The 21330-nt window shown below is 56.3% G+C and carries 16 protein-coding genes; 10 read left to right on the forward strand and 6 right to left on the reverse strand.

Going from position 1 to position 21330, the window contains the following annotated elements; genetic code table 11:
* Nucleotides 1-9: 9 nt before the first annotated feature.
* Entirely contained in the window at nucleotides 10-624 is a 615-nt protein-coding gene (locus ACFC5L_RS08890; RefSeq protein ID WP_375204104.1) for a TetR/AcrR family transcriptional regulator, read from the reverse strand.
* Between the two features lie 356 nt (nucleotides 625-980).
* Between ACFC5L_RS08890 and ACFC5L_RS08895 the strand changes: the two genes are divergently transcribed.
* Nucleotides 981-2669, forward strand: coding sequence for an arylsulfatase (locus ACFC5L_RS08895; protein WP_375204103.1), 1689 nt, complete (start codon nucleotides 981-983; stop codon nucleotides 2667-2669).
* A 66-nt stretch (nucleotides 2670-2735) separates the two neighbouring features.
* Nucleotides 2736-5801, forward strand: coding sequence for a TonB-dependent receptor plug domain-containing protein (locus ACFC5L_RS08900; protein WP_375204102.1), 3066 nt, complete (start codon nucleotides 2736-2738; stop codon nucleotides 5799-5801).
* Nucleotides 5802-5876: 75 nt separating this feature from the next.
* Here ACFC5L_RS08900 and ACFC5L_RS08905 read toward each other — a convergent pair whose 3' ends face one another.
* Together ACFC5L_RS08905 and ACFC5L_RS08910 are read right to left on the reverse strand one after the other, a co-directional pair.
* Entirely contained in the window at nucleotides 5877-6800 is a 924-nt protein-coding gene (locus ACFC5L_RS08905; RefSeq protein ID WP_375204101.1) for a hypothetical protein, read from the reverse strand.
* The gene (locus tag ACFC5L_RS08910) at nucleotides 6797-7492 is read right to left on the reverse strand and encodes a hypothetical protein (RefSeq protein WP_375204100.1); all 696 of its coding nucleotides are present in this window, start codon (nucleotides 7490-7492) and stop codon (nucleotides 6797-6799) included. Before ACFC5L_RS08910 ends, ACFC5L_RS08905 begins: the two co-directional genes overlap by 4 nt.
* Before the next feature lie 96 nt (nucleotides 7493-7588).
* Between ACFC5L_RS08910 and parC the strand changes: the two genes are divergently transcribed.
* Complete coding sequence (gene parC / locus ACFC5L_RS08915) at nucleotides 7589-9874, forward strand: DNA topoisomerase IV subunit A (RefSeq protein WP_375204099.1); 2286 nt, start codon at nucleotides 7589-7591, stop codon at nucleotides 9872-9874.
* Between the two features lie 187 nt (nucleotides 9875-10061).
* Nucleotides 10062-10235 carry a hypothetical protein gene (locus tag ACFC5L_RS08920; protein ID WP_375204098.1) on the forward strand — a complete coding sequence of 58 codons (174 nt, stop codon included), beginning with the start codon at nucleotides 10062-10064 and terminating at the stop codon, nucleotides 10233-10235.
* Nucleotides 10236-10306: 71 nt separating this feature from the next.
* On the opposite strand, the gene ACFC5L_RS08925 is transcribed toward ACFC5L_RS08920, so the two are convergent.
* Both ACFC5L_RS08925 and ACFC5L_RS08930 read right to left on the reverse strand, forming a co-directional pair.
* Nucleotides 10307-11560, reverse strand: a complete 1254-nt coding sequence (locus ACFC5L_RS08925; protein ID WP_375204097.1) for a serine hydrolase domain-containing protein — start codon at nucleotides 11558-11560, stop codon at nucleotides 10307-10309.
* Nucleotides 11561-11614: 54 nt separating this feature from the next.
* Nucleotides 11615-13261 (reverse strand): M28 family peptidase, encoded by a 1647-nt coding sequence (locus tag ACFC5L_RS08930; RefSeq protein WP_375204096.1) that lies wholly within the window; start codon nucleotides 13259-13261, stop codon nucleotides 11615-11617.
* Between the two features lie 216 nt (nucleotides 13262-13477).
* Between ACFC5L_RS08930 and ACFC5L_RS08935 the strand changes: the two genes are divergently transcribed.
* Complete coding sequence (locus ACFC5L_RS08935; RefSeq protein WP_375204095.1) at nucleotides 13478-14344, forward strand: hypothetical protein; 867 nt, start codon at nucleotides 13478-13480, stop codon at nucleotides 14342-14344.
* A 30-nt stretch (nucleotides 14345-14374) separates the two neighbouring features.
* On the opposite strand, the gene ACFC5L_RS08940 is transcribed toward ACFC5L_RS08935, so the two are convergent.
* Nucleotides 14375-15715 (reverse strand): amidohydrolase family protein, encoded by a 1341-nt coding sequence (locus tag ACFC5L_RS08940; RefSeq protein ID WP_375204094.1) that lies wholly within the window; start codon nucleotides 15713-15715, stop codon nucleotides 14375-14377.
* Nucleotides 15716-15938: 223 nt separating this feature from the next.
* Here ACFC5L_RS08940 and ACFC5L_RS08945 point away from each other — a divergent pair, with 223 nt between their 5' ends.
* From ACFC5L_RS08945 to ACFC5L_RS08965, 5 genes are all read left to right on the forward strand, one after another.
* Nucleotides 15939-17933: a M13 family metallopeptidase gene (locus ACFC5L_RS08945; RefSeq protein WP_375204093.1), complete on the forward strand. Its 1995-nt coding sequence runs from the start codon at nucleotides 15939-15941 to the stop codon at nucleotides 17931-17933.
* Between the two features lie 109 nt (nucleotides 17934-18042).
* Nucleotides 18043-18486, forward strand: coding sequence for a hypothetical protein (locus tag ACFC5L_RS08950; protein ID WP_375204092.1), 444 nt, complete (start codon nucleotides 18043-18045; stop codon nucleotides 18484-18486).
* Nucleotides 18483-19694, forward strand: coding sequence for a serine hydrolase domain-containing protein (locus tag ACFC5L_RS08955; RefSeq protein ID WP_375204091.1), 1212 nt, complete (start codon nucleotides 18483-18485; stop codon nucleotides 19692-19694). The genes ACFC5L_RS08950 and ACFC5L_RS08955 overlap by 4 nt, the downstream gene beginning before the upstream one ends.
* A gap of 85 nt (nucleotides 19695-19779) precedes the next feature.
* Nucleotides 19780-20844 carry a malate/lactate/ureidoglycolate dehydrogenase gene (locus tag ACFC5L_RS08960; RefSeq protein WP_375204090.1) on the forward strand — a complete coding sequence of 355 codons (1065 nt, stop codon included), beginning with the start codon at nucleotides 19780-19782 and terminating at the stop codon, nucleotides 20842-20844.
* The gene (locus tag ACFC5L_RS08965) at nucleotides 20841-21287 is read left to right on the forward strand and encodes a nuclear transport factor 2 family protein (RefSeq protein ID WP_375204089.1); all 447 of its coding nucleotides are present in this window, start codon (nucleotides 20841-20843) and stop codon (nucleotides 21285-21287) included. The genes ACFC5L_RS08960 and ACFC5L_RS08965 overlap by 4 nt, the downstream gene beginning before the upstream one ends.
* Nucleotides 21288-21330 lie beyond the last annotated feature (43 nt).

Genomic DNA, 21330 nt, shown 5'->3' on the forward strand with positions numbered 1-21330 from the left:
GCGGTGCGGCTAGTCTTCGAGAGCAGCGACATCCAGTGCAATTTTAGCCATGGTCGGAAAAAACTGGTCATCGTCGAGCGCGAGGGGGCCCGGGCTATTGATGATCTGATTGTTCATGACGCTGTTGAACACCTGGCCTGCAACGGCAAGCCGGGTGCGTTCGGCTTGTGAGAGTTTTCCATGCGGTGTCTTTTCGATCGCGTCGATCAGGTCCTGAAGGCGCTGTTCGCGATAGCTGCCGAACTCCCCCCAGAAAGCGGGATCGCTGGCGGACATTTCCAGCACCGCATGCCACAGATTTCGATGGTTCAGGATGCGGTCATAGGTGTTTTGAAGGAACTTTGAGTAGACCTCTTTGGCGGTCTTTCCCTCCAGATAGGATGTCGCTTCGTCCCCGACCCCGGTTTCGAGAAAATCCACGATGAGGATTTTCAGAAACTCTTCCTTGCTGCCGAAGCGCTGGTAGAACGAGCCCACTGACCGCTTTGCGGCGCGCGCGAAATCGCCCACGGAAAGTTCCGCAAAGGTCTGTTTTTCCAACAATTTAAATGCCGCTGCGATGAACCGCTCTGCCGTCACCCGGCTCCGGTTCTGCTGCGGAAAGCGTTCGACTGTTTCAGCCATAGGCGTCCTTCCCCCTTCTTGACAATATTATGTGAATATGAGTTCATATTCACAAGAGGGGCTACCTGGTGGAAGCCTAGTTCGCATGGCCGCATTACTCCGTTTCGATTCGAATGGATTTTTGCGTCATTTCGGCGGCGATGCAAAGGGAGCGTTTTCGGGAGCGGCCATGCGCCGCCTTCAACACTCCCTGCACATGGTTGCCAGTGCGGTTTTCCGCCGACGTCCCTCTGAAATGAAAAGTCTCATCCGGAACCCGCCATCAAGCGGCGCCGGAAAAGGGGCGGTGAAATTCGATCTGCGGCGCGCTTTAACTAAAGCCAGATAAAAGGCGGCGCCCGCGGCGGGAGGGAAGCGTGCGGCGCTGGAAAACCATTGGCTACGCCATTGTCTGTGTCTTTTCAGCGATGGCCGCAAGCTGCCAAAATGGCGGCGAAGGCAATGCGGCGCCGAGCGCGGCCCAGCCCGTTGTGCAAGCACCTTCCAGCAACGCGAAAGAAAAACGCCCCAACATTTTGCTGATCGTCGCCGATGATCTCGGCTACGCAGATTTAGGCGTCTTCGGCAGTGAAATTCCAACGCCGAACATGGATGCCCTGGCGAAAAGCGGCATGTTGCTGACCAACTTTTACGCCCATATGGCCTGCTCGCCGACCCGGGCGATGCTGATGTCAGGAACGGATAGTCACATCGCCGGTCTCGGGGTGATGAATCCGTCGAATGATCCAGCGCAAAAAGGCCAGCCTGGCTATGAAAGCTATCTGAACTTTCGCGTCGCCAGCATGGCGAACCTCATGAAAGACGCCGGCTATCACACCTACATGACCGGCAAGTGGCATCTTGGCGCCACCGTTGAAACGGGCCCGCGCGCCCGGGGGTTTGAAAAATCTTTCGTCTCCATCGACGGCGCCGCGCATCTTGGCGGCTTGTCCTGGAACGGGCCCGGGCTGGCGCCGTATCGCGACGGCGAAGAGATGGTCACCGTCGACGATGATTTCTATACGACGCGTTTCTACACAGAACGGATGATTGATTACATCGACGCCGATCGCGCCGACGACAAGCCTTTTTTCGCCTATCTCGCCTATACCGCGCCGCATTGGCCGTTGCAGGCGCCGCGCAGCTCCATCGAGCAATTCAAAGGCTGGTATGACGACGGCTATGAGGCGCTCTACAAGCGCCGTTTCGCACGGATGAAAGAGCTTGGTTTCGTTTCAGCCGATGCGGAGGAACTGCCGCCTGTCGAAGGCCAGCCCGCCTGGGAAGATCTGACGGCGGAAGAACAGAAAACCGAAGCGCGCAAGATGGAAATCTATGCGGCGATGGTGAGCGATCTCGATGTCTATATTGGACAGGTTGTCGACTACCTGAAGTCGATCGGTGAATACGACAACACGTTCATTTTTTTCATGTCCGACAACGGGCCTGAAAACCAGCGCCGCGATCTCACAAACGAGGCGATCGCCGATTGGGTGGCACAATGCTGTGACAATTCTTACGAAAATCTTGGCGACGGCGATTCCTATGTGATGTACGGGCCGAACTGGGCGCGGGCGAGCTCCGTCGCATTTTATCGCGCCAAGTCGACCGGCTTTGAGGGCGGCATTCATGTTCCCGCTTTTGTGCGCTACCCGGCGATGATCGACGGCGGCGCGCGCAACGATCAGTTCATTACGGCGATGGATGTCCTGCCGACATTCATGGACCTCGCCGATGCGGAGCTTCCGAACGGGGCTTATCGCGGTCGAACCGTATTTCCGGTCAAGGGCAGTTCGTTCATCGCCACGTTGCAGGATCCAAAGACGCAAATTCACGACAGCTCCAATGCTGTCGGCTGGGAGCTTTACGGGCACAGGGCGCTGCGCCGCGGCGACTGGAAGCTCGTCTGGGATGCGGCGAAAGCCGATGACGCCGCCTGGGAGCTCTACAACATCGCGGAAGATCCACAGGAACAAAACGATTTGAGCGACGTCGAAACCGAACGGCTGAAGACCATGATTTCGCTCTGGCGGACTTATCACGAGGAGAACGGGCTGCGGCCTTGACGAAGGGAAGAACGCCTTGGCTGCGAAAGCTGGGCGATAACATGAGATAAATAGGGAGGTAGAAAAATGAAAAATCGGGGCGAGAGAACCGCCAGCAGGGCGGTGAGCTTTAAACGAAAATTGTCATGCTGCGTCGCGGCGGGGGCTGTGCTCAGCTTCGCCGCGTTGCCGGCCCTGGCGCAGGACGACGGAGACAATTCCGATATCATCGCCGTGACCGGCACGCGCATTGCGCAAACGGGCATGCAAACGCCGGTGCCGGTGACTTCGGTGGATGCGGAATTGCTCACCACCATGGCGCCGGGCAACATGATCGAGGGCATCGGACAGTTGCCGCAATTTTTTGGCAACCAGACGCCGAACTCCGTTTCGCAAACATGGTTCGAGCGCGGCGGGTATGGCAATCTCAACATGCGGGGGCTTGGAATTAACCGTACGCTGACGCTGCTGAACGGCCGGCGGATGATTTCCGCTACAGCCTTCGGGGGCGTTGACATCAACGCGTTCCCTGAAGCGATGGTCAGCAGGGTGGAGACGGTGACCGGCGGCGCGTCCGCCGCTTACGGCACCGACGCGGTGGCGGGGGTCACCAACTTTATCCTGGATACGGATTTCACAGGGCTGCAGGCCCACGGCCAGTGGGGCTCCACAACCCGGGGCGATAGCGACAATTACGAAGTTTCGCTTTCATTCGGAACCGAGATCGGCGATCGCGGCCATTTGCTTATCTCCGGCGAACTGTTCGAGCAGGACGGCGTCTTCAGCTATGAGGACCGCGACTGGTATCAGGGCTGGGGCCTTATCAATGACGCGGGCGGCGTGCCGCAGCTTACGCCCAATGTCGTCTCGACCAATTCGAGTTTTGACGGCCTCATCTTTGCGCCGGGCACCCCTCTCCACCAGACCGAGTTTCTGTCTGACGGGTCCGGCATTCAGCCTTTTGTGCTCGGCGCCCAGTCGCAATTTCCGTTCGGCATTCCCCCGGCGCGTCACTCCATTGCGAATGGCGGCAGCGGCGACGATCTCGGCGCTGAGGCGCCGTCGCTCTATCCGGATGTGGACCGCAACAACATCTTCGCCTATGCGGATTATGAGCTAGCGGATAATTTCACCGTCTTCGGGCAATATATTCGCGGCCAGAACAAAACCAATCAGCCGAACTATCCACGCGGTTCTCTCCACGGCACACCGACGGCGATCACGATTTTCGCCGACAACGCTTTCCTGCCTGAAGATGTCCGGCAGATCATGATGGATGAGAGCATCGATTCCTTCACTTTGAAGCGCATGGGCAGCCTTGAAGATATTGGCCGTGACATCCGGATTTACGACGACAGCGTGATGCATTCCATCACCGGCGGCTTCAACTGGCGGATTGAAAATGGCGGCTTCATGAATGACTGGTCAGTGGACGGCTATTATCAATATGGCCGCAACACGCGGAAATGGTATCAGGTCGGCCTGCGCGTTGACCGTATTCACGCCGCTGTCGACGCTGTCGATGACGGTATGGGCAACATCGTCTGCCGTACCACTTTATTCAACGATACCTTCGCCGGCTGCGAACCGCTTAACCTCTTTGGCAGAGGCAATGCTTCTGAGGCGGCGGTCGACTGGGTCGTTGGATATGAGCCTGGCGAGACGATAACGACGCCGATTTACTTCGCGGACACCGGTTTTGATCTTGGCGTGACGGACACCTATTCGACGCAGGAAGCCAAGGTGAACATTACCAATATGCGCCAGCATCTGTTCGAGCTGTCCGCCAGCGGTGAAGTTTATGAGGGATGGGGCGCCGGTCCGATCTCCATGGCGATCGGCGGGTCGCACCGGGAGGAAAAAATCCGCCAGATCGTTCGCGATCCCACCAACCCGCCTTCGGATCATGACAATGGTCATCCGGTGCTTTGCGACACAGATCCTGAAGCCATCGCGGCGGGACTGCGCGGCGTCAGCGCGCCGGATTGCGGCAACACGGTGGGCCTCCAATATTCGAAAGTCTCGAACATCAACGGCAAGATCACGGTGACGGAGGCTTTCACCGAAGTGCTGGTGCCGCTTGTCGCCGATGCGCCGATGATGGAGCAGCTTACCCTGCATGGCGCTGCCCGCTGGGCCGACTATTCCGGTTCGGGAAGCATCTGGGCGTGGAAAGGCGGCCTCGACTGGCAGGTGACGGAGGATTTCCGTCTCCGCGGCACGTATTCGCGCGACGTGCGCGCCGCCAATCTGTCGGAGCGGTTTGACAAGACCGGTGGTTCGGCGACGATCACCGATCCCCGCTATCCGGGCGACGGCGTTATCAACGTAACCCGTTTCTCCGGCGGCAACCCGGAAGTGTCGCCTGAAAAAGCGGACACGATCACGGTCGGTTTCGTCTACCAGCCGTCATATATCGACGGTTTCTCGATTTCGATGGACTGGTATCAGGTCAAGATCGACGACGCGATTGGCCAGCTTGGCGTTCAGGCCGTCGCTGACCGTTGTGAAGAAGGCGCTCTTGAGCTTTGCGATCTGGTCAGCCGCGATACGATGACGGACCGGATCGTGCTGATCGGCGATGTCTTCATCAATGTCGATCAGGCCAAGATCAGCGGTATTGATCTTGAAACGTCATACCAGCGCGATGTCAGCCTGTTTGGCGGCGATGAATCTCTTGGCTGGAGATTTTTCGGCACCTGGCTGGATGAAAACTCCGAAACGCTCGCCGGCACGAACAAGATCGACCGCGCCGGACAGACGGGTCTGCAACAGTCCGACGGCATCGCCTATGCGTTGCCGGAATTCAAGTTCACAACCAATCTCACTTATCAGAACGGGCCGGTCCGCACCTTCCTGCAAGGGCGCTATATCGGCAGCGGCACAATCGAGAACAGTCTCACAGAAGGCGTCGACATCGGCAGCAATCATGTGGATGGCGCGTTCTATGTCGACCTTGGTCTCAGCTATTTCCACGAGCTGGATAGCGGATCAGGCATTGAACTCTATGGGACGATGACCAATCTGCTGGATAAAGACCCGCCGATCACGCCTTACTACAATGCGTTCTTCGGCTATACGCAGCAGCATAACCAAAGTGTGTTCGATGTTCTTGGCCGGCGCTTTGTGATCGGCGCCAGAGTGAACTTCTAGTTTCTCCCTCCTGTTGCGTTTATTTGAGCCGCAAGCGCCGGAATATCGGGCTTGCGGCTCTTTTTATGTTTGCGATCAGATCAACTCTGCGATTTTTTCCAGCGTTCGTTCCGCGTTTGAGACGCCATTCACTGGCGGGCGCCCGAAATATCCCTTCACGCCTGCATGGCTCATGCGCGGCAGCCGGTGGATATGGATACGCCCGTCCTTTTTTCCGGCGTTCCAGTCGGAATAGGCCAACACCTTCCAGCGGTCGGGAAAAAGAACGGCGCCGACCCGTTCAATCCTGTCGCGGTCGCCGGTCAGGTGATGCAACTGACGCACATAGTTGAGGCCCGGATCGGAGGCGAGCACGCCGCCGAGGGAAATGACGTCGATATCTGCGCCGAGACGCGCTTTGAGAAACGGCGCCGCGCCGACCGCCACCTGCGCCCCGCCGGAATAGCCGATAATAATCACCGGCGCGCCCGAGCCGCGAACATAACCGTCTTCGATGAGGGCGTTTTCGATAACGCTGGCGGCGCCCTGGTTGAAAATCGGGCCATAGCGATGATCGGCGGACACCATGACCTGAAAAATATTCCGCAGGTTGATCAGGGTGTGAAACAGAGACTGGCGCTCGCGCAATTTCAGCATTTGCGCGCGCCGCCAGATCCGGTCGAACAAACGGGGACTTTCAAGCAAGGGCATGCCGTTTGGCGAATAGGGAAAGACGTCCGAGACGATGACAGCGTCGGGAAACTTTTGGTGGAGCCGGCGGATAAAGGCTTTCTCCCGGGGCAACAGAAATTCACCCGAAAGGGAGGCGACGCCGGAAAGATAGACGATGTAGCGCCTGCGCCTGCCGTCCGGGTTCGGCGGCGGCGGCGATGTTTCATCGAGCTCTTCTTCGGTCCAGCCCGCCCACCAGCTCAAGGTTTCAAGCGGCGAGAGGGCGGCGGTCAAAATGAGCGCAAACAGACCGAGGCCGAACGCGACAAGCAGGACGTCGGAAATCATGCGTCGCCCTCTACGCCGAGCCGTCGGGCCAGGTCCTCAATGATTTGCTTCGGTGTCTTTTCAAGGGCCGATCCGGACACAAAAACGCGCACCCGCCCGAGTGGTTTCGCCAACAAGTGACCGAGATAGCTCCTGACGCCGTAAGACAGGATCCAGCCGGCGCCGCCGCAAAAAACAGCGGCGGGAAGCGGCAGACCAAACCCTGCATGCAATCCGAAAATCGCAAGCGCCATAGCGAAGGCCTCAAGCGCATTGCCGAGGGCCTGACCGAAATAGGGCGCTATTGAAAAAACGCCGAACAGGCGCGGCGCGAAAGCCAGCGACACCACGCCGAACACCCCCGCGATCTCGTGGGGGCCGAGTACGCCCAAGCGCGTCAATGGCGCGACGGCGACGGCGGACAGCGCCCAGGCGAGGGCTGTCAGCACATAGGTGAAGCCGGTAAAGGCGAGGCTCGCCAGAAACCGGTATAGCGCGACGCGGTTGATGACGAGAATCACGGACTGGCCCAGCATTTCCGAAACCCCCGCCAGAAAGGCGATGGCGAGCGCGGCCGTCTGCGCCTCGCCGGAATAGGCTGCACTGGCGAAGGTCTCCGCTGAAAAGCGCATGGCGCCCCCGGCCAGCGTGAGCATCATGAGCGGGAAGGCGGCAATGTCAGCGAGCAAGGCGAGCATGAGCCCGGAATACATGATTGCGTGGCTGGGGAAAACGCCGCCCGTCCCGGTCCCGTGCAGAGCCTGGGAAGGGACTGGCGAAGCCCCGAGACTCTGCTAGAGACTGGCGCTATGAAGCGTTCCAAGACCAAATCCGCCAAATCCCAAAAATCCGCCCAGAAGCCGGCGAAGCCCGAGGAGATTTTTCTCGAGCCGTTCGACGAGGCGCTGTCCCAGCGATATCTCGCCTATGCGCTGTCGACCATCACGGCGCGGGCGCTGCCTGATGTGCGCGACGGGCTGAAGCCGGTTCACCGGCGCATCCTCTACGCCATGCGCCAGATGAAGCTGAATCCCGCGGGGAGCTTCAAGAAGTCGGCGAAAGTCGTGGGCGAGGTGATGGGCAACTTCCATCCCCATGGCGACCAGGCGATTTATGACGCCATGGTGCGTCTGGTGCAGGATTTTTCCGTGCGGGTGCCGTTGATCGACGGGCAGGGGAATTTCGGCAATATCGACGGCGATAACGCCGCGGCCATGCGCTACACGGAAAGCCGGCTGACGGAAGCCGCGCAATTGCTGCTCGACGGTATTGATGAAGATACAGTCGATTTCCGTGAGACCTATGACGGCGAAGGCAAAGAGCCCATCGTTCTGCCGGCCGCGTTTCCGAATTTGCTGGCCAATGGCGCGAGCGGCATCGCGGTGGGCATGGCGACGTCGATCCCGCCGCATAATGTGGCCGAGCTCATTGACGCGAGTTTGCATCTCATCAAAACGCCGAATGCGCGCACACAGACCCTGCTCGGCTATGTGAAAGGTCCGGACTTTCCAACCGGCGGCATCTGCATCGAAGACGCGGCCTCCATGGAGGAAGCCTACGCCACGGGCCGCGGCGGTTTCCGCGTGCGGGCGCGGTGGGAACAGGAAGATCTTGGCCGCGGCAAATATCAGATCGTCGTCACCGAGATTCCCTATCAGGTTCAGAAGTCAAAGCTGATCGAGAAGATCGCCGAACTGATGCAGGCGAAAAAACTCCCGGCGCTCGCCGACATACGCGATGAAAGCGCGGAGGATATTCGTCTTATTCTCGAGCCGAAATCCGGGAATATCGAACCGGCGGCGCTGATGGAATCGCTGTTCAAGGCGACCGATCTTGAATCGCGCTTTTCTTTGAACATGAATGTTCTCGGCGCCGACGGGAGCCCGCGCGTCATGGGGCTGCGCGAGGTGCTGCAGTCTTATCTCGATCACCGCAAAGAGGTCTTGCGCCGGCGCACGGAGTTCCGCCTCGACAAGATCGCCAGGCGTCTTGAGATTCTTGACGGCTTCCTGATCGCCTATCTCAATCTCGATGAAGTGATCCGCATCATCCGTTATGAGGACGATCCAAAAGCGGAGTTGATGAAGACCTTCAAGCTGACGGAGACGCAGACCGAGGCGATCCTCAATATGCGCCTGCGGTCCCTGCGCAAGCTTGAGGAAATGGAGATCAAGACCGAACATTCAGACCTCAAGAAAGAACAGAAAGAGTTGAAGGCGCTCCTGAAGTCAGAGGAAAAGCAGTGGGCGAAAATCGCTGATCAACTGAAAGAGGTAAAAAAACTCTTCGATCCGAAATCGGACCTTGGCCGGCGCCGCACGGATCTTGCCGATGCGCCCGCGATCGACGACATCGACCTCGACATTCTCGTGGAAAAAGAGCCTGTCACCATCGTCCTGTCGGAAAAGGGCTGGGTGCGCTCCATGAAAGGGCATGTCGAGGACGCGAAGTCCATCAAGTACAAGGAGGGCGACCGTGAGCACTGGGTCGTCCACGCCCAGACGACGGACAAGCTCATGCTCTTCGCCACCAATGGCAAGTTCTATGCGCTCGACGTTGCGAACCTGCCTGGCGGGCGCGGCCATGGCGAGCCGATCCGCCTGATCGTTGACATGGGCAATGACGATGCGGTCGTGGCGGCGTTTCTTTACGAAGGCGGACGAAAATTCCTGCTGGCGTCGTCGTCGGGGCATGGCTTCATTGCGCCGGAAGACGAGTGTCTGTCCAACACCCGCAAAGGCAAGCAGGTCCTGAATGTCGCTTCAGGCGCCGAGGCTGCGGTCTGCCGCCCGGCGCCCTCTCAAGTCTCTAAAGACGACATGCTCGCCGTTGTCGGGGACAACAAGAAGTTCCTTGTTTTCGAGGCGTCAGAGCTGCCGGAGATGACGCGCGGCAAGGGCGTCGTCCTGCAAAAATATCAAAAGGACGGCCTTTCAGACGCCAAACTCTTCTCGAAGAAGGAAGGTCTCACCTGGACCGACCGGTCAGGCCGCACGCAAACGGTGGAGGACTGGAAATCCTATTTGGGCAAGCGCGCGCAGGCGGGCAAGATTGCGCCGAAAGGGTTCCCCACATCGAAGAAATTCGGCGCCTGATGGGCGAGGTGATAAATTGTTCCTGCAGGAACGATTATTGCGTGTAAAGGGCGGTTCCGTGTTATTTTGAGGCCGGGCGTTTTGTCCACTTGGCAAGCGCTGAAAGTCGGCAAATCTTCTGAGTGCGCGAGACTCCTCGCGCGATGCGCAGCGGCGTCATGTTCCGCTGCACTCCAGGAGATCAATAATGGTTGGAAACAGAATTGTCGCCGCCGGGGCGATTATCCTTACTGCGGCGTTGGTATTCACAGAAATCGCTGTCGCCCATCACGGCGAAGATTCAATGCTTGGCAAGGCCGGCGACGCGATCACCTCCGCGGCGGATTCGGCGAAAGAAAAGTTCAAAGACGCATCGGACTAGACGTTGGCCGTAGCCTGAGCCCCAATTTCGTATCCTTCCGAGCTTGTTCTGATCGAATGATTAGCTTCAAGCTACCGAAGATTTTCATTTATCAATGAGTCAAAATTCGAAAGGTCTGCTTCGGTAAAATCGCGAGCAATATCGGCGGCAAGTTGCACGACATGCCCTGATCCTCCAGTGAACGCATTGCCGCACGCGGCGACCGAAATATTAAGCTCTGGGGCCAGCAGAAGAGCGCATTCCGCTCCCAAGGCTGTGCCGCCGTGATGTATTATGGGCGTCGCTGTTTCACTTTCACGCGGATACGTCATGGTTCCGCTACGCCAGCCGAGGCCATAATGTTGGGGGTTATTGTTGCCATCTTTCGTCTTTCTTGGCGTCGTCATTTCCAGAAATGACGCCTCAGACAAATAATCATTGTTCAGCAATGCGGCGCCAAAGCGGGCAAGATCTTCCGGTGTTGCGATCAGGCCGCCGCCCGCCCATTTGTAACTGGAATTTGTCTGGGGTGACGGAAAAATCGCAAGCCGCCTTAGGGCGCTGATATAATCGCTCGTGCGCTCAGTCATGGCTTCCCCTTGCCGGTCGGCGGCAAGGGTTGTTAGCGACAATGGCGCCGCAAGCTCATCATTCAGTAGTTTAAGGAAGGTTTTTCCTGTCGCCTGCTCGAGAACATAGCTCGCAAGCGTGTAGCCATATGTTGAATACTCAAATCCCTCATCTGGCGGGAACAAGAGCGGGTCATGGATAAATATCGAAAGACTGTCTTGGATGCTTTCATACTCATGATTCAGTCCGTTTTCAGTGAAGACAGGCGGCTTCCAGGCGAATTTGTAATGGCGCACGCCGGCCTGATGAGACAAAAGTTGGCGAAGCGTCAGGGCTGCATATTCGTCTGAAAGACCGTCTGCCATCATGCCGATTGGGGCATCCAGATCGACCGCTCCGCCTTCCGCAAGTTTCATTGTTAAGGCTGCGGTAAAAGGCTTTGACACACTGCCAATCGGGTAGACGGACTGAATGCTTGCCGGTGACGCAGATTGAAGGTCTGCATATCCCTTGCTGGCGGACCACACATGTTTGGCGCCAATAAAGACGCTTGCCGATATGGAAGGGTAGGCCTTGCTCCTTTGCAGCGCATCAAATCGTTGAAGCGCCTTTTCCGCTGCGCTGTTGTAAGCCAGCGTTGCGACTGGAGAGAGCTGAATATCGGTGGGCGCTGCGCCGGCTGGTCTTTCAACCTTTAGCAGCAGCACGCTTATGAACGCTGCGATAAAAAGCGCGCTGACGAGCAGAAGAAAGCGGGATAAAAACTTCATCATCATCGCCCTCTCTTTATAGCCCGCCCGGCGCCGGAACGCCGGGCGTCAGAAGCCTTGTCATTTCGCCATCATACGATCGCGAAGGGTGCGGAACGGCAAATCATATCGCCAATTGGGGAATTTTTCGCTATCAGCCAGTGACCGACCGACCTCAAAGAACACCTTGACGTCTTCTTCTACACCGCGCAGGTCCCAGGTTTCCGCATCATATTCGTCTGCGGGTTTGTGATATTTGTTTGTTCCATAGTCGATGAAGCGTTGGAGCAGCGCTGGATCATCTTCAATCTTTTCATTAAGCGGTCCACCGACGGCATAGATCGCCGGTATGCCTGCCTTGGCGAAGGGATAAGCATCATTACGAAAGAAACCGCCGATCTCCGGATTGCTGTCCGGTTGGATAACGCGATTAACCGTCTTCACGGCTGCTGCGAACTCATCCTGAATTTCAGAATAACCATATCCTACGATAGTCATCGCCTCAAACGAACCAAAGGGGAAGAGCGAATCGATATTGAGAACAGCAACCGTTTTTTCCGGTGCGCAAACCGGATGATCGACCAAATATTGCGCGCCAAGCAGTCCTTTCTCTTCGACCGCGGTTGCGATGAAATAAACTGACCTGCGCGGAGCCTCAGGCAATTTATTGAAGGCTTCGGCCAGTTCTATGAGCGCTGCAATCCCGGTTGCGTTGTCGAGAGCGCCGTTAAAGATTTGATCTCCTTCAAGCTCGGTATTGACGCCGACATGGTCCCAATGCGCGGTATAAATAACGCACTCGTCAGGTTGCGATGCGCCCTGTATTTTCGCGATAACATTGCTTGAAGAAAGTTTGCGGCGTTGGCCAGCGAAGCGAATGTCTGCTGTGCCGTCAAATACGAAGCTTGCGTCCGCTGATTCATTAGCTTGTTGAATGACATCATCGTAGTCTTTTCCGTAAAGCGAAAAGAGGCGCTTGGCGGCCGGTTCGCTGATTTGAAGAGACACTTCAAGCGATGCTTCCGATTGTGCCTCGTCGATAAAATACTGGGATGAGCCTGCGCCGCCGCCGCTCAAGAGCGACCAAGGCCAGCCCGCGCTTTCCTCTGTATGAATCAAGATTGCTCCAACAGCGCCCTTTTGAGCCGCTGTCTCATACTTCTTCTGATAGTGATAGTATTCCGTAAGTTCGCGGCCCCAGAAAAAATCTTCATCATTTTCGCGCGCCGGTTCGCCCCGCATGAGGACGACAATCGCGCCTTCGACATCAATATTCTGATAGTCATTCCAGCCAAGTTCGGGCGCATCAACGCCGTATCCGGCAAATACAAGACGGGCGTTTTTGAGATCCGCGGCGCCTTTGGGCGTGCCCGCAAATGGGACAAATTCATCTAGAAGTTTGAAGGTTTCCTTGGCGCCGTTCGCTTCGACGCTGAAAACGGCGCCGTCTTTGCGGGTCACCTCTACAAGCGGAATTGGCTGTTCATAGCTTTTTCTTTTCCAGGGCTGGGCGCCAGCGCGTTCAAATTGGCTGGAAACGTAAGAAACAGTTTTTTCTTCACCTGCCGTACCCGGAGCCCGCCCTTCAAATGCGTCTGACGACAGCAATTCAATATGAACTGCAAGATCTTCCTTCGTAATAGAAGTGAAAGCCTCATCCGCCATGCCTGGCGTCGGCTCTATGATTGCCGAAATGGCGGCGGCTACGAGCAGTCTCTTCAACATCATCTGGATACTCCTGATCCCAAGCTAAACTCACCGCCTGCGCCGAAAAGGGTTTATGAGGCCGAAACGTTTCGTCTCAGTTTGACTTCGGTTGGTCGCAAGCAACACTTTCTGCATTTTACTAAATCAGAAAAACAATAAAAAGTGAATGGGTAATGAGCGCGACGCGTAGGTGGCCGCCAGAAATCCGTGCCAATGAGAGGGAGAGGGGAATAAACGATGCTTCTGGAAATGATGGAACTGGCTCCGAGTGCTTTATGTGAGCCTCCTGAGACTTTCGTACCCGGAGAAATATCGAGCGATGGCTTCCATGAAGGCTTGGACTGGATTTCCGGGACAGGGGACAAGGTTATATTCACCCGCGTCGCGCCTGATTTCTCTACATCGGAAATCTATTTCGCAGCAAAAAAGGCTGCGGGGTGGCGGAGCGAGAAGCTTCCATTCTCGAATGGCGGATATGACGCGGGTGTAGTTTTTTCGAAAGATATGAAGCGCCTGATTCTCACATCCACACGGGAAAGCGACGTGGCGCCGGAAGGAAACTGGAATATATGGAGCGTTTCTGTATCGACTGAGGGGGCTGGCTGGCGTTTTGGAGAGGCGGCCTTCTTGAATGCACCCGTCAATACAGACAAAAATGAATGTTGCGCGGTTTTCGGAAAGGGAGGTGAGATATTCTTCTCTTCCGATAGGAATGGACCGTGGAGTCTTTATCGCGCCCTGCCTGCAGCAAATGGTTATATCGTCGAAAAATTGGAAGGCCGTATAAACACAGATGATGGCGCGTGGCCCAGCGCTTACATCGAAGAGTCGGACACGCTGTTGTTCAGTTCAATTCGGAAATCAGGCGCCGGCGGTGACGACATTTATGCGTCAACGCGTGTAGATGGACGTTGGACTGAAGCGCGCATGCTTGGTGGGCCAGTAAACAAGTCCGGATACGAAGATGGCGCGAGAGTCTTCGATGGAACTTTCTATTGGTCCAGTCGTCCTGTCCAGCGCGCTGCGGAAGATCCTATGATACCATCGGATATTTTTTATATGTCGGCTGTTTGCGCTGCGGAAGGCTCGTTTAGTTTGGAATAGCTGGAGAAAGGCGAATTTTGAAAGCGATATTTATTCGTCTTTCAAATAGCGTTCGGCTATCTCCTCTAACCGCTCAGCGATTTCCGATTTTGTAATCCACCGCCCATTCAACATAACGCCATTGATAAGCTGTGTGTTGGCAAGGTCGTCGAGTGGATTGGCGCTGAGCAGCACGAGGTCAGCTCGGGCTCCGGGTGCGATGACGCTGAATGTGTCGTCGCTAGCGAAATAGGCGCCTGCCGCTCCCGTTCCCGAATAGAGAATGTCTTTGCGATTCATTCCGGCATTTTCCATGCTCGCCATTTCACGATGGAGAGAAAAGCCCGGAACGGAATAGACTTGGGGCGCATCAGAGCCGAGCAGTATCTCAACGCCGTCTTTGGACAAGGCGTTTAACAACTTTCGCTGATTTTCAAGAAACAGCACAATTTCTTGCATGTTCTCAGCATTCTGTTCGTATTCTTGCTTGCTTATCTTCGCCCAGTTGTCGGTGACGTCCTGCGGCGCATAGCGAAGCTCACCGTAAGACGCCAGCACATCAGGAGATGTTTCATAATGTTCGAAGAGGGCGAGGGTGGGGACAATCCCTGCGCCAGCCTTTAGCGTAATGTCAACAGCCTGCTGAAGCTGGGCTATGGTCACTGCCGTTTCTTCCGCGCCGATAAATGCGAGGTAGTTATCCATGTGCTCAATGGTCCGCTGGCCCTTGTCGAGTGCGTGTTGAAGAGTGACCTTGTCCGTCACATGGCCGGCGAAAGGAAGGCCAACTTCATTCGCCGCCTCTGCGATCGCATCATAAGCTTCGGCGCTGAGCCCTTCGTGAACCTTTAACAGGTCCCAACCTTCCTGTGCGTATTGTTTGACCTTTGCGCGGGCGTCTTCCGGGCTTTCCACATTATGCCCGCCAAGGGCAGGGGCGGCTAAATAGAGGGTGGGAGAGATAATCTCGCCTTTTGCAGCTTTTTCGCGAAGCTCGAGCTGGCCTTCTGCGCCGAGCATGCCCCTGACGGTTGTAATTCCCTGGGAGACATAGAGGAACAGAACGTCTTCCGCCGGCCATGAACTATTGTTGCCAGGAATATGGCCATGCATTTCGGCCAGTCCGGGCATGAGATATTGGCCGGCGCCATCGATAATCGTGGCGGATTGGGGCGTTGCAGTTCCACCGGTGGGACCGACAGCGACGATCCGTCCGTCTGAGATGACGACCGTTTGCCCCGCTATGATTTCCCCGTTTTCAACCGAGACAATATTTACGCGGGTAAAGGCGATCGTTTTCTGGGCGTAAACCGGGCTTGTCGTTACCGCGACGGATATGCAGATCAGGAAAAGACGCAGGCAGGATTTCATCATGCAAATATCTCGTTTCATCGAATTACTCTTGAAAAAATAATAAAAAAATGAATAAGAATAATCAACCATGCTGACATAATCGAAAGCTGGGACGGGGGATATTGGCTGCGGGCAAGCACTTGCCAGTGCACGCTTCAGAGCGAGAAGAGAGACCAAGTACATGAAAAATCATCTCCGCAAGAGCGCCTGGCTCGCCGGCGTTGCGCTCATTGTCAGCGCCTGCGATGGGCCAGGCGTGACCGTGCCTAATAACAAGGCCGCGGGTGTTGAGGCGGCCACGGCCGGTGCTGAAATCGGCCAATGGGGTGTGGATCTTCAATATCAGCAGGAGAGCGTGAAACCCGGGGATGACTTTTTTCAGTACGCCAATGGCGATTGGCTGGACAGTTTTGAGATTCCCGCTGAATATTCGAATTATGGCTCGTTCACGATGCTGTTAGAGCGTTCGGAAGCCAGGTTGGGCGAAATTATCGATTCGGCGCGCAACGCTAAAAATCCGACCGTAAACGAACGCAAGATCGCCGATTATTACGAGGCCTTCCTGGATCAGGGCGCCATAGACGCCCGTGGCGCCGAGGCGTTCGCGAATGATCTGGCCTATTTTGACGCCTTGCAGACACATGAGGATGTGGCGGCCGCATTTACGCGGCCCGGTCTTTTGTCGGCGTCCCCGATCACGCCATATGTCTATATCGATCAGAAACAGCCTGACCGGTATCTGGTGCATGTCACCCAGTCCGGGCTCGGCATGCCGGGCCGGGAATATTATCTGGAGGATCGCTACGCGTCTCAAAAAGCTCAATATCGAAACACTATCGGACGGGTGCTTGACCTTGCGGGCGCACGAAAACTTGCAGACGCGGAAAGTGTTCTGCTTGACCTTGAAACCAGGATTGCGGCTATTCACTGGCCTATTTCAAAGCAACGCGACCCCAATCTGACTTATAACCTTGTGTCTAAAGAGGAGCTGGAGACGCAATACGCCGAGTTCCCGTGGGCGGTCTTGTTCGCTTCAGCTGGCATTGAAGGGCAGGATGAGTTTGTCCTGAACGAGTCTGACGCAATACAGACTCTTGGTGAGCTGTTTCGTCAAACACCCGTAGAGACTTGGCGCGAGTACCTGAAATTTCACTATCTCATCGCTCATACAAGCGTGCTTCCCAGTGAGATTGATGACGCGGTATTTCAATTTTACGGCACGACATTGTCAGGTCAGCAGGAGCAAAAGGACCGCCGCAAGCGGGCGATTGAAGCCGTCAGCGGCGCCCTCGGCGAGGCGGTCGGCGAGATTTATGTGACAAAATATTTTCCACCTCAGGCCAAGCAGCAAATGAATACGTTGATTGATAATGTTATCGATGCCTTTGATGAAAGAATCGATGGGCTCGAGTGGATGTCAGAAGAGACGAAGGTTGAAGCAAAGGATAAGTTGCAGAAATTTCGGCCGTTTATTGGAGGCCCGGAGAAGTGGCGAGATTATTCCGCGCTGGAAGTCAGTTCGAATGATGCGTTAGAGAATTTGAAACGCGCAAATGAAGCGGACTGGCGATACTACGCCAATAGGCTGGGCAAGCCCGTGGATGCTGCAAATGAATGGGGCATGACGCCGGACGTCGTCAATGCTTATTATAGTCCGCCGCGAAACGGAATCTATTTTCCGGCTGCCATCCTTCAGCCGCCATTTTTCGATCCAGAAGCAGATCCGGCTGTTAATTATGGCGGCATTGGCGCGGTAATCGGTCATGAGATCGGTCATGGATTTGACGATCAGGGACGCAAGTCTGATGGCGACGGTCGACTGCGTAACTGGTGGACGGCGGGCGACGAGCAAAGGTTTACGGAGCTAACAGACCGTCTCGGAGAACAGTTCGCCGAGTATGAGCCGGTTCCCGGTATGAAAATCGACCCTGCGCTGACGATGGGCGAGAATGTGGGCGATATCGGAGGCATGGCGGTTGCGTATTACGCATACCGGAAGTCGCTAGGTGGTAAAGAAGCGCCAATACTGAATGGATATACGGGCGATCAACGGTTCTTCCTCGGTTATGCGCAAATCTGGAAACGCAAATATCGCGCAGAAGATATGAAGTGGCGGATGGTTGCCGACCCTCATAGCCCGGCGGAATATCGGGTTAACGGCATCGTTCGAAACATGGACGCCTGGTATGAAGCGTTCAATGTGAAGCCGGAGGATGCTCTATACCTGCCTCCAGAAGAGCGCGTGCAAATCTGGTAGGCGTCGTGGCGCAGAGGTGTTGCAATCCTTTTCTAAAGCTCTCTCTCATGGGTTGTGCGCCTCTGCTGTCATGGCTGCATTCGTATCTTCCCGGAACAAGGACACCTGTATGAAAACTGATGAGTTTCTGCCGTTGATGCGCGACATGTATGACGTGATTTCAGGCCCGGCCGGTCAGCGTGATTGGGAACGGTTTCGCAGCGCCTATCACCCTCAGGCGAGGCTGATTCGGGTGAATGGACGCGCCGACCGTGGCCAGCCGGCGCAGACAGGGAGCGGCGATCAACGTTGCGTCATCATGTCGGTCGATGAGTATATTGCGGGCGCCGGGGCGCTATTCGCCAAATTCGATTTTCGTGAGGAAGAAATCAGCCATGAAGCCCAAGTTTACGGCGATGTTGCTGATGTCAGAAGCGGGTTTCATGCCTGGTTGAACCGCGGCGCGCAGCCGGAAGAGTGGAGCGGCGTGAACTGTCTGCAACTTGTGCGCGCGCATGACGGCTGGAAAGTTTTGCAAATGATCTGGGATGCGGAAGCGGGAACAGGGGCGTGAACCGGGCCCAGTTTCTGCGCAGGCTGATGGCGGCGGCGGTGTTTCCCGCCGCCTGCGCCTCCGTCTCAGGCCGCGGCAAGGATGTTCAGGCCCCTGCGCAGTCGCATCGCGAGCTTGCAGCCGCAATGCAGACGGCGCTCGATGCGCAAAAGGCAAAGCATGGATTTCCGGGCGCCAGCGCCGCCATCCTTCTGCCTGACGGTTCGATGCTTGAGGCGGCGACGGGGTTTGCTGATGTCGAGAAGTCCATAGCGATGAAGCCCGGGCATCGCATGCCAATGGGCAGCATTGGAAAAACCTTTATCGCAGCCGCTATTCTGGCCCTGGTTCAGGATGGCGTGTTGCGGCTTGATGACAAGGTTCACACCTATCTGGGCGACCGCCCATGGTATCCAACATGGCCGAACGCCGATGCGATTACCGTTCGAATGCTGCTTAATCATTCAACCGGCGCACCATATGATTACATAGACCGTCCGGACCTCCTCGCAAAACTCAAGCAAACGATAGATGAAAGAACGACGCTTGCGGCGCTCGGGGTGACCCATGATGATTACGCCGCCGCGCTTTCCGGGGCTGCGGCTGAATTTCCGGCGGGAGAAGGGTTTCACTATACCGACGTCAATTATGTTCTTGCCGCGATGGTGGCGGAAACCGCAGCAGGCGCATCAATTGAGGCGCAGGTGAGGAAAGGCTTTCTGAAGCCGTTTCAGCTTTCGAGTATTGAAGCGCAACGCAAGACTATGGCGGGCGTTGCGCCGGGATATTTGCCGGAAGCTGTTGCGCAGCAGTTTGGCGGGCTTCCGTTAAAATCCGCCAATGATGACGGGTTCGTTTACGACCCGGAATTCGAATGGGGCGGGGGCGGCTATGTCGGGGTGGCCGGAGACCTCGCGCGCTGGGGGAAGCTGTATTTCTCTGGAGCGGCGATGAAGGGTTCGTATCTTGCCGAAATGCACGCATCTCGCCGCGCTGAAGCGGTAGACGCCTTGGGTGCGGAATACGGGCTTGCGTTGCAGTTCATCAAGGATCCGAAATTCGGTGACCGTCTTTTTCACGGCGGGTATATGCTTGGATATATCGCAAAGACCGAATATCTCCCCAGATATGATCTCGCTGTGTCGCTGATGATCAATACGGTCGATCTCGCTTACGCAGAAATTCACCAATCGTTGCTTGATCTTGCTGTCGCTGCGGTTGCGAGCTGACCTGACAAAATCATTTCCGGCGCTTGCTGTCGGGTTTGGCGTTGATATGCGTCTTAAGACCAGATGAGTTATCGATGAGACCGCTGTGCGCCTGACGAAAGCCGCCTCGATTGCTGTTGCAAAACGGATTCTCGCCGCCATGGGCGCCGATGAAGATGAAGCGCAGATCGGCGCGGAAGGGCTTACGGACGCCAATCTCGCCGGGCATGACAGCCACGGAATCGGCGTTCTTTATATGTATGCAAACTCGGCGCGTGCGGGGCATCTGTGTTTGAATGCTGAGCTTCACTCCAGTCGGCAAGGTGCGATTTTAATCGTCGACGGAAATCAGGGGCTGGGACAGCGTGTCGGCCGCGAAGCGATGAGAGCGGCATGCGAAATCGCAAAGACGGAAGGTGTGTGCGTTGCTTCTATCGCAAACTCCTTTCACCTCGGCAGGATTGGCGCCTGGGGGGAGCAATGCGCTGGAGAAGGTCTGGTGTCGGTGCATTTTGTTGGCGCTATTTCACGATCTCTTGTCGCGCCACATTGGGGGCGTGAAGCCCGGTTGACCACTAACCCCGTCTGTGTGGGGTTTCCGCGCATGGGTGCGCGTGCGCCTGTCATATGCGACTTTGCGACGTCCGCTTTTGCAGCCGGAAAAGTAAGGCTCGCCTATGAGGCGGGCCGGCCCGCGCCGGAAGGCGCATTGTGTGATGCAACAGGCGCCCCAACAACGGACGCCGCCAGACTGTTTGAAGCGCCGCTCGGCGCGCTGTTGCCCATGGCCGGCCATAAGGGCTACGCGCTTTCGGTGATGTGCGAACTTCTGGGCGGCGCCCTTGCAGGCAATGCCTGTCTTCCAAACCGGCAGGCGCCAAATAAGATTATCAACAACATGCTCAGCATCGTGATTGATCCATCACGGTTCTTGCCTGCTGATCGACTTGAACAGGAAGCTGACGCGCTCCTTGGCTGGCTTGAAGCGACACGGCCCATCGAAGGACAAGACAAAGTCCTGTCGCCGGGGGAACCGGAGGCGGCGGCGCGAAAAATGCGCCTGGTCGAAGGGTTTGAGCTTTCGGATGGCGCTTGGCGCTTATTGGAAGAGACAGGAAAAATGCTTGGCGTAACGACAGCGGAACTCGCCAGCGATGCGGGTCAGGTATGAGCTTGTCTTTGAACGCTGATATCGAAGCGTTCCATCAGGCGACGATGCTTCTCACGGCATTCGCCACTGCGGTGGACGCCGGCGATTGCGATAGTCTGGAGCGGATGTTCGCGCCGGACGCTGTTTTTGACCTGCCGTCACTGGAGGCCCCGAAGGGGCGACAAGTGTTGCGAGGGCGCGATGAAATTCTTGCGCGATGGCGGGGCGAAAGACCATTCGCGAGCCGTCATATCATCGGGAATGTTACGGTGCGCCTGAAAAATTCCGATCACATGGAAGTCAGGTCGGCGGGTTTCGGTATGCGTGGCCCTGAAGACGGTGGTTCTCCTTTTCTGATCGTCGTGGCGGATTATAAAGATGACCTGGAGCGTTACGGTCCCGGTTGGAGGTTTCGCAGCAGGATTGTGAATTCTGTTTTCACCTGGTCAGCCGAAAAGAAATGAGGCTGGCGCAATTCAGATCGACGGATGGGCGGATCAGGCTGGG

Source organism: Hyphococcus sp., assembly GCF_041986965.1.
Taxonomy (GTDB): domain Bacteria; phylum Pseudomonadota; class Alphaproteobacteria; order Caulobacterales; family Parvularculaceae; genus Hyphococcus.

What these genes read in the sequence shown, in the direction of transcription:
- ACFC5L_RS08930 (WP_375204096.1), bottom strand. Translation starts at nt 13,261, where the DNA reads ATGATGTTGAAGAGACTGCTCGTAGCCGCCGCCATTTCGGCAATCATA.
- ACFC5L_RS08900 (WP_375204102.1), top strand. Translation starts at nt 2,736, where the DNA reads ATGAAAAATCGGGGCGAGAGAACCGCCAGCAGGGCGGTGAGCTTTAAA.
- ACFC5L_RS08940 (WP_375204094.1), bottom strand. Translation starts at nt 15,715, where the DNA reads ATGAAACGAGATATTTGCATGATGAAATCCTGCCTGCGTCTTTTCCTG.
- ACFC5L_RS08935 (WP_375204095.1), top strand. Translation starts at nt 13,478, where the DNA reads ATGCTTCTGGAAATGATGGAACTGGCTCCGAGTGCTTTATGTGAGCCT.
- ACFC5L_RS08925 (WP_375204097.1), bottom strand. Translation starts at nt 11,560, where the DNA reads ATGATGATGAAGTTTTTATCCCGCTTTCTTCTGCTCGTCAGCGCGCTT.
- ACFC5L_RS08905 (WP_375204101.1), bottom strand. Translation starts at nt 6,800, where the DNA reads ATGATTTCCGACGTCCTGCTTGTCGCGTTCGGCCTCGGTCTGTTTGCG.
- parC (WP_375204099.1), top strand. Translation starts at nt 7,589, where the DNA reads ATGAAGCGTTCCAAGACCAAATCCGCCAAATCCCAAAAATCCGCCCAG.
- ACFC5L_RS08950 (WP_375204092.1), top strand. Translation starts at nt 18,043, where the DNA reads ATGAAAACTGATGAGTTTCTGCCGTTGATGCGCGACATGTATGACGTG.
- ACFC5L_RS08965 (WP_375204089.1), top strand. Translation starts at nt 20,841, where the DNA reads ATGAGCTTGTCTTTGAACGCTGATATCGAAGCGTTCCATCAGGCGACG.
- ACFC5L_RS08910 (WP_375204100.1), bottom strand. Translation starts at nt 7,492, where the DNA reads ATGTATTCCGGGCTCATGCTCGCCTTGCTCGCTGACATTGCCGCCTTC.
- ACFC5L_RS08890 (WP_375204104.1), bottom strand. Translation starts at nt 624, where the DNA reads ATGGCTGAAACAGTCGAACGCTTTCCGCAGCAGAACCGGAGCCGGGTG.
- ACFC5L_RS08920 (WP_375204098.1), top strand. Translation starts at nt 10,062, where the DNA reads ATGGTTGGAAACAGAATTGTCGCCGCCGGGGCGATTATCCTTACTGCG.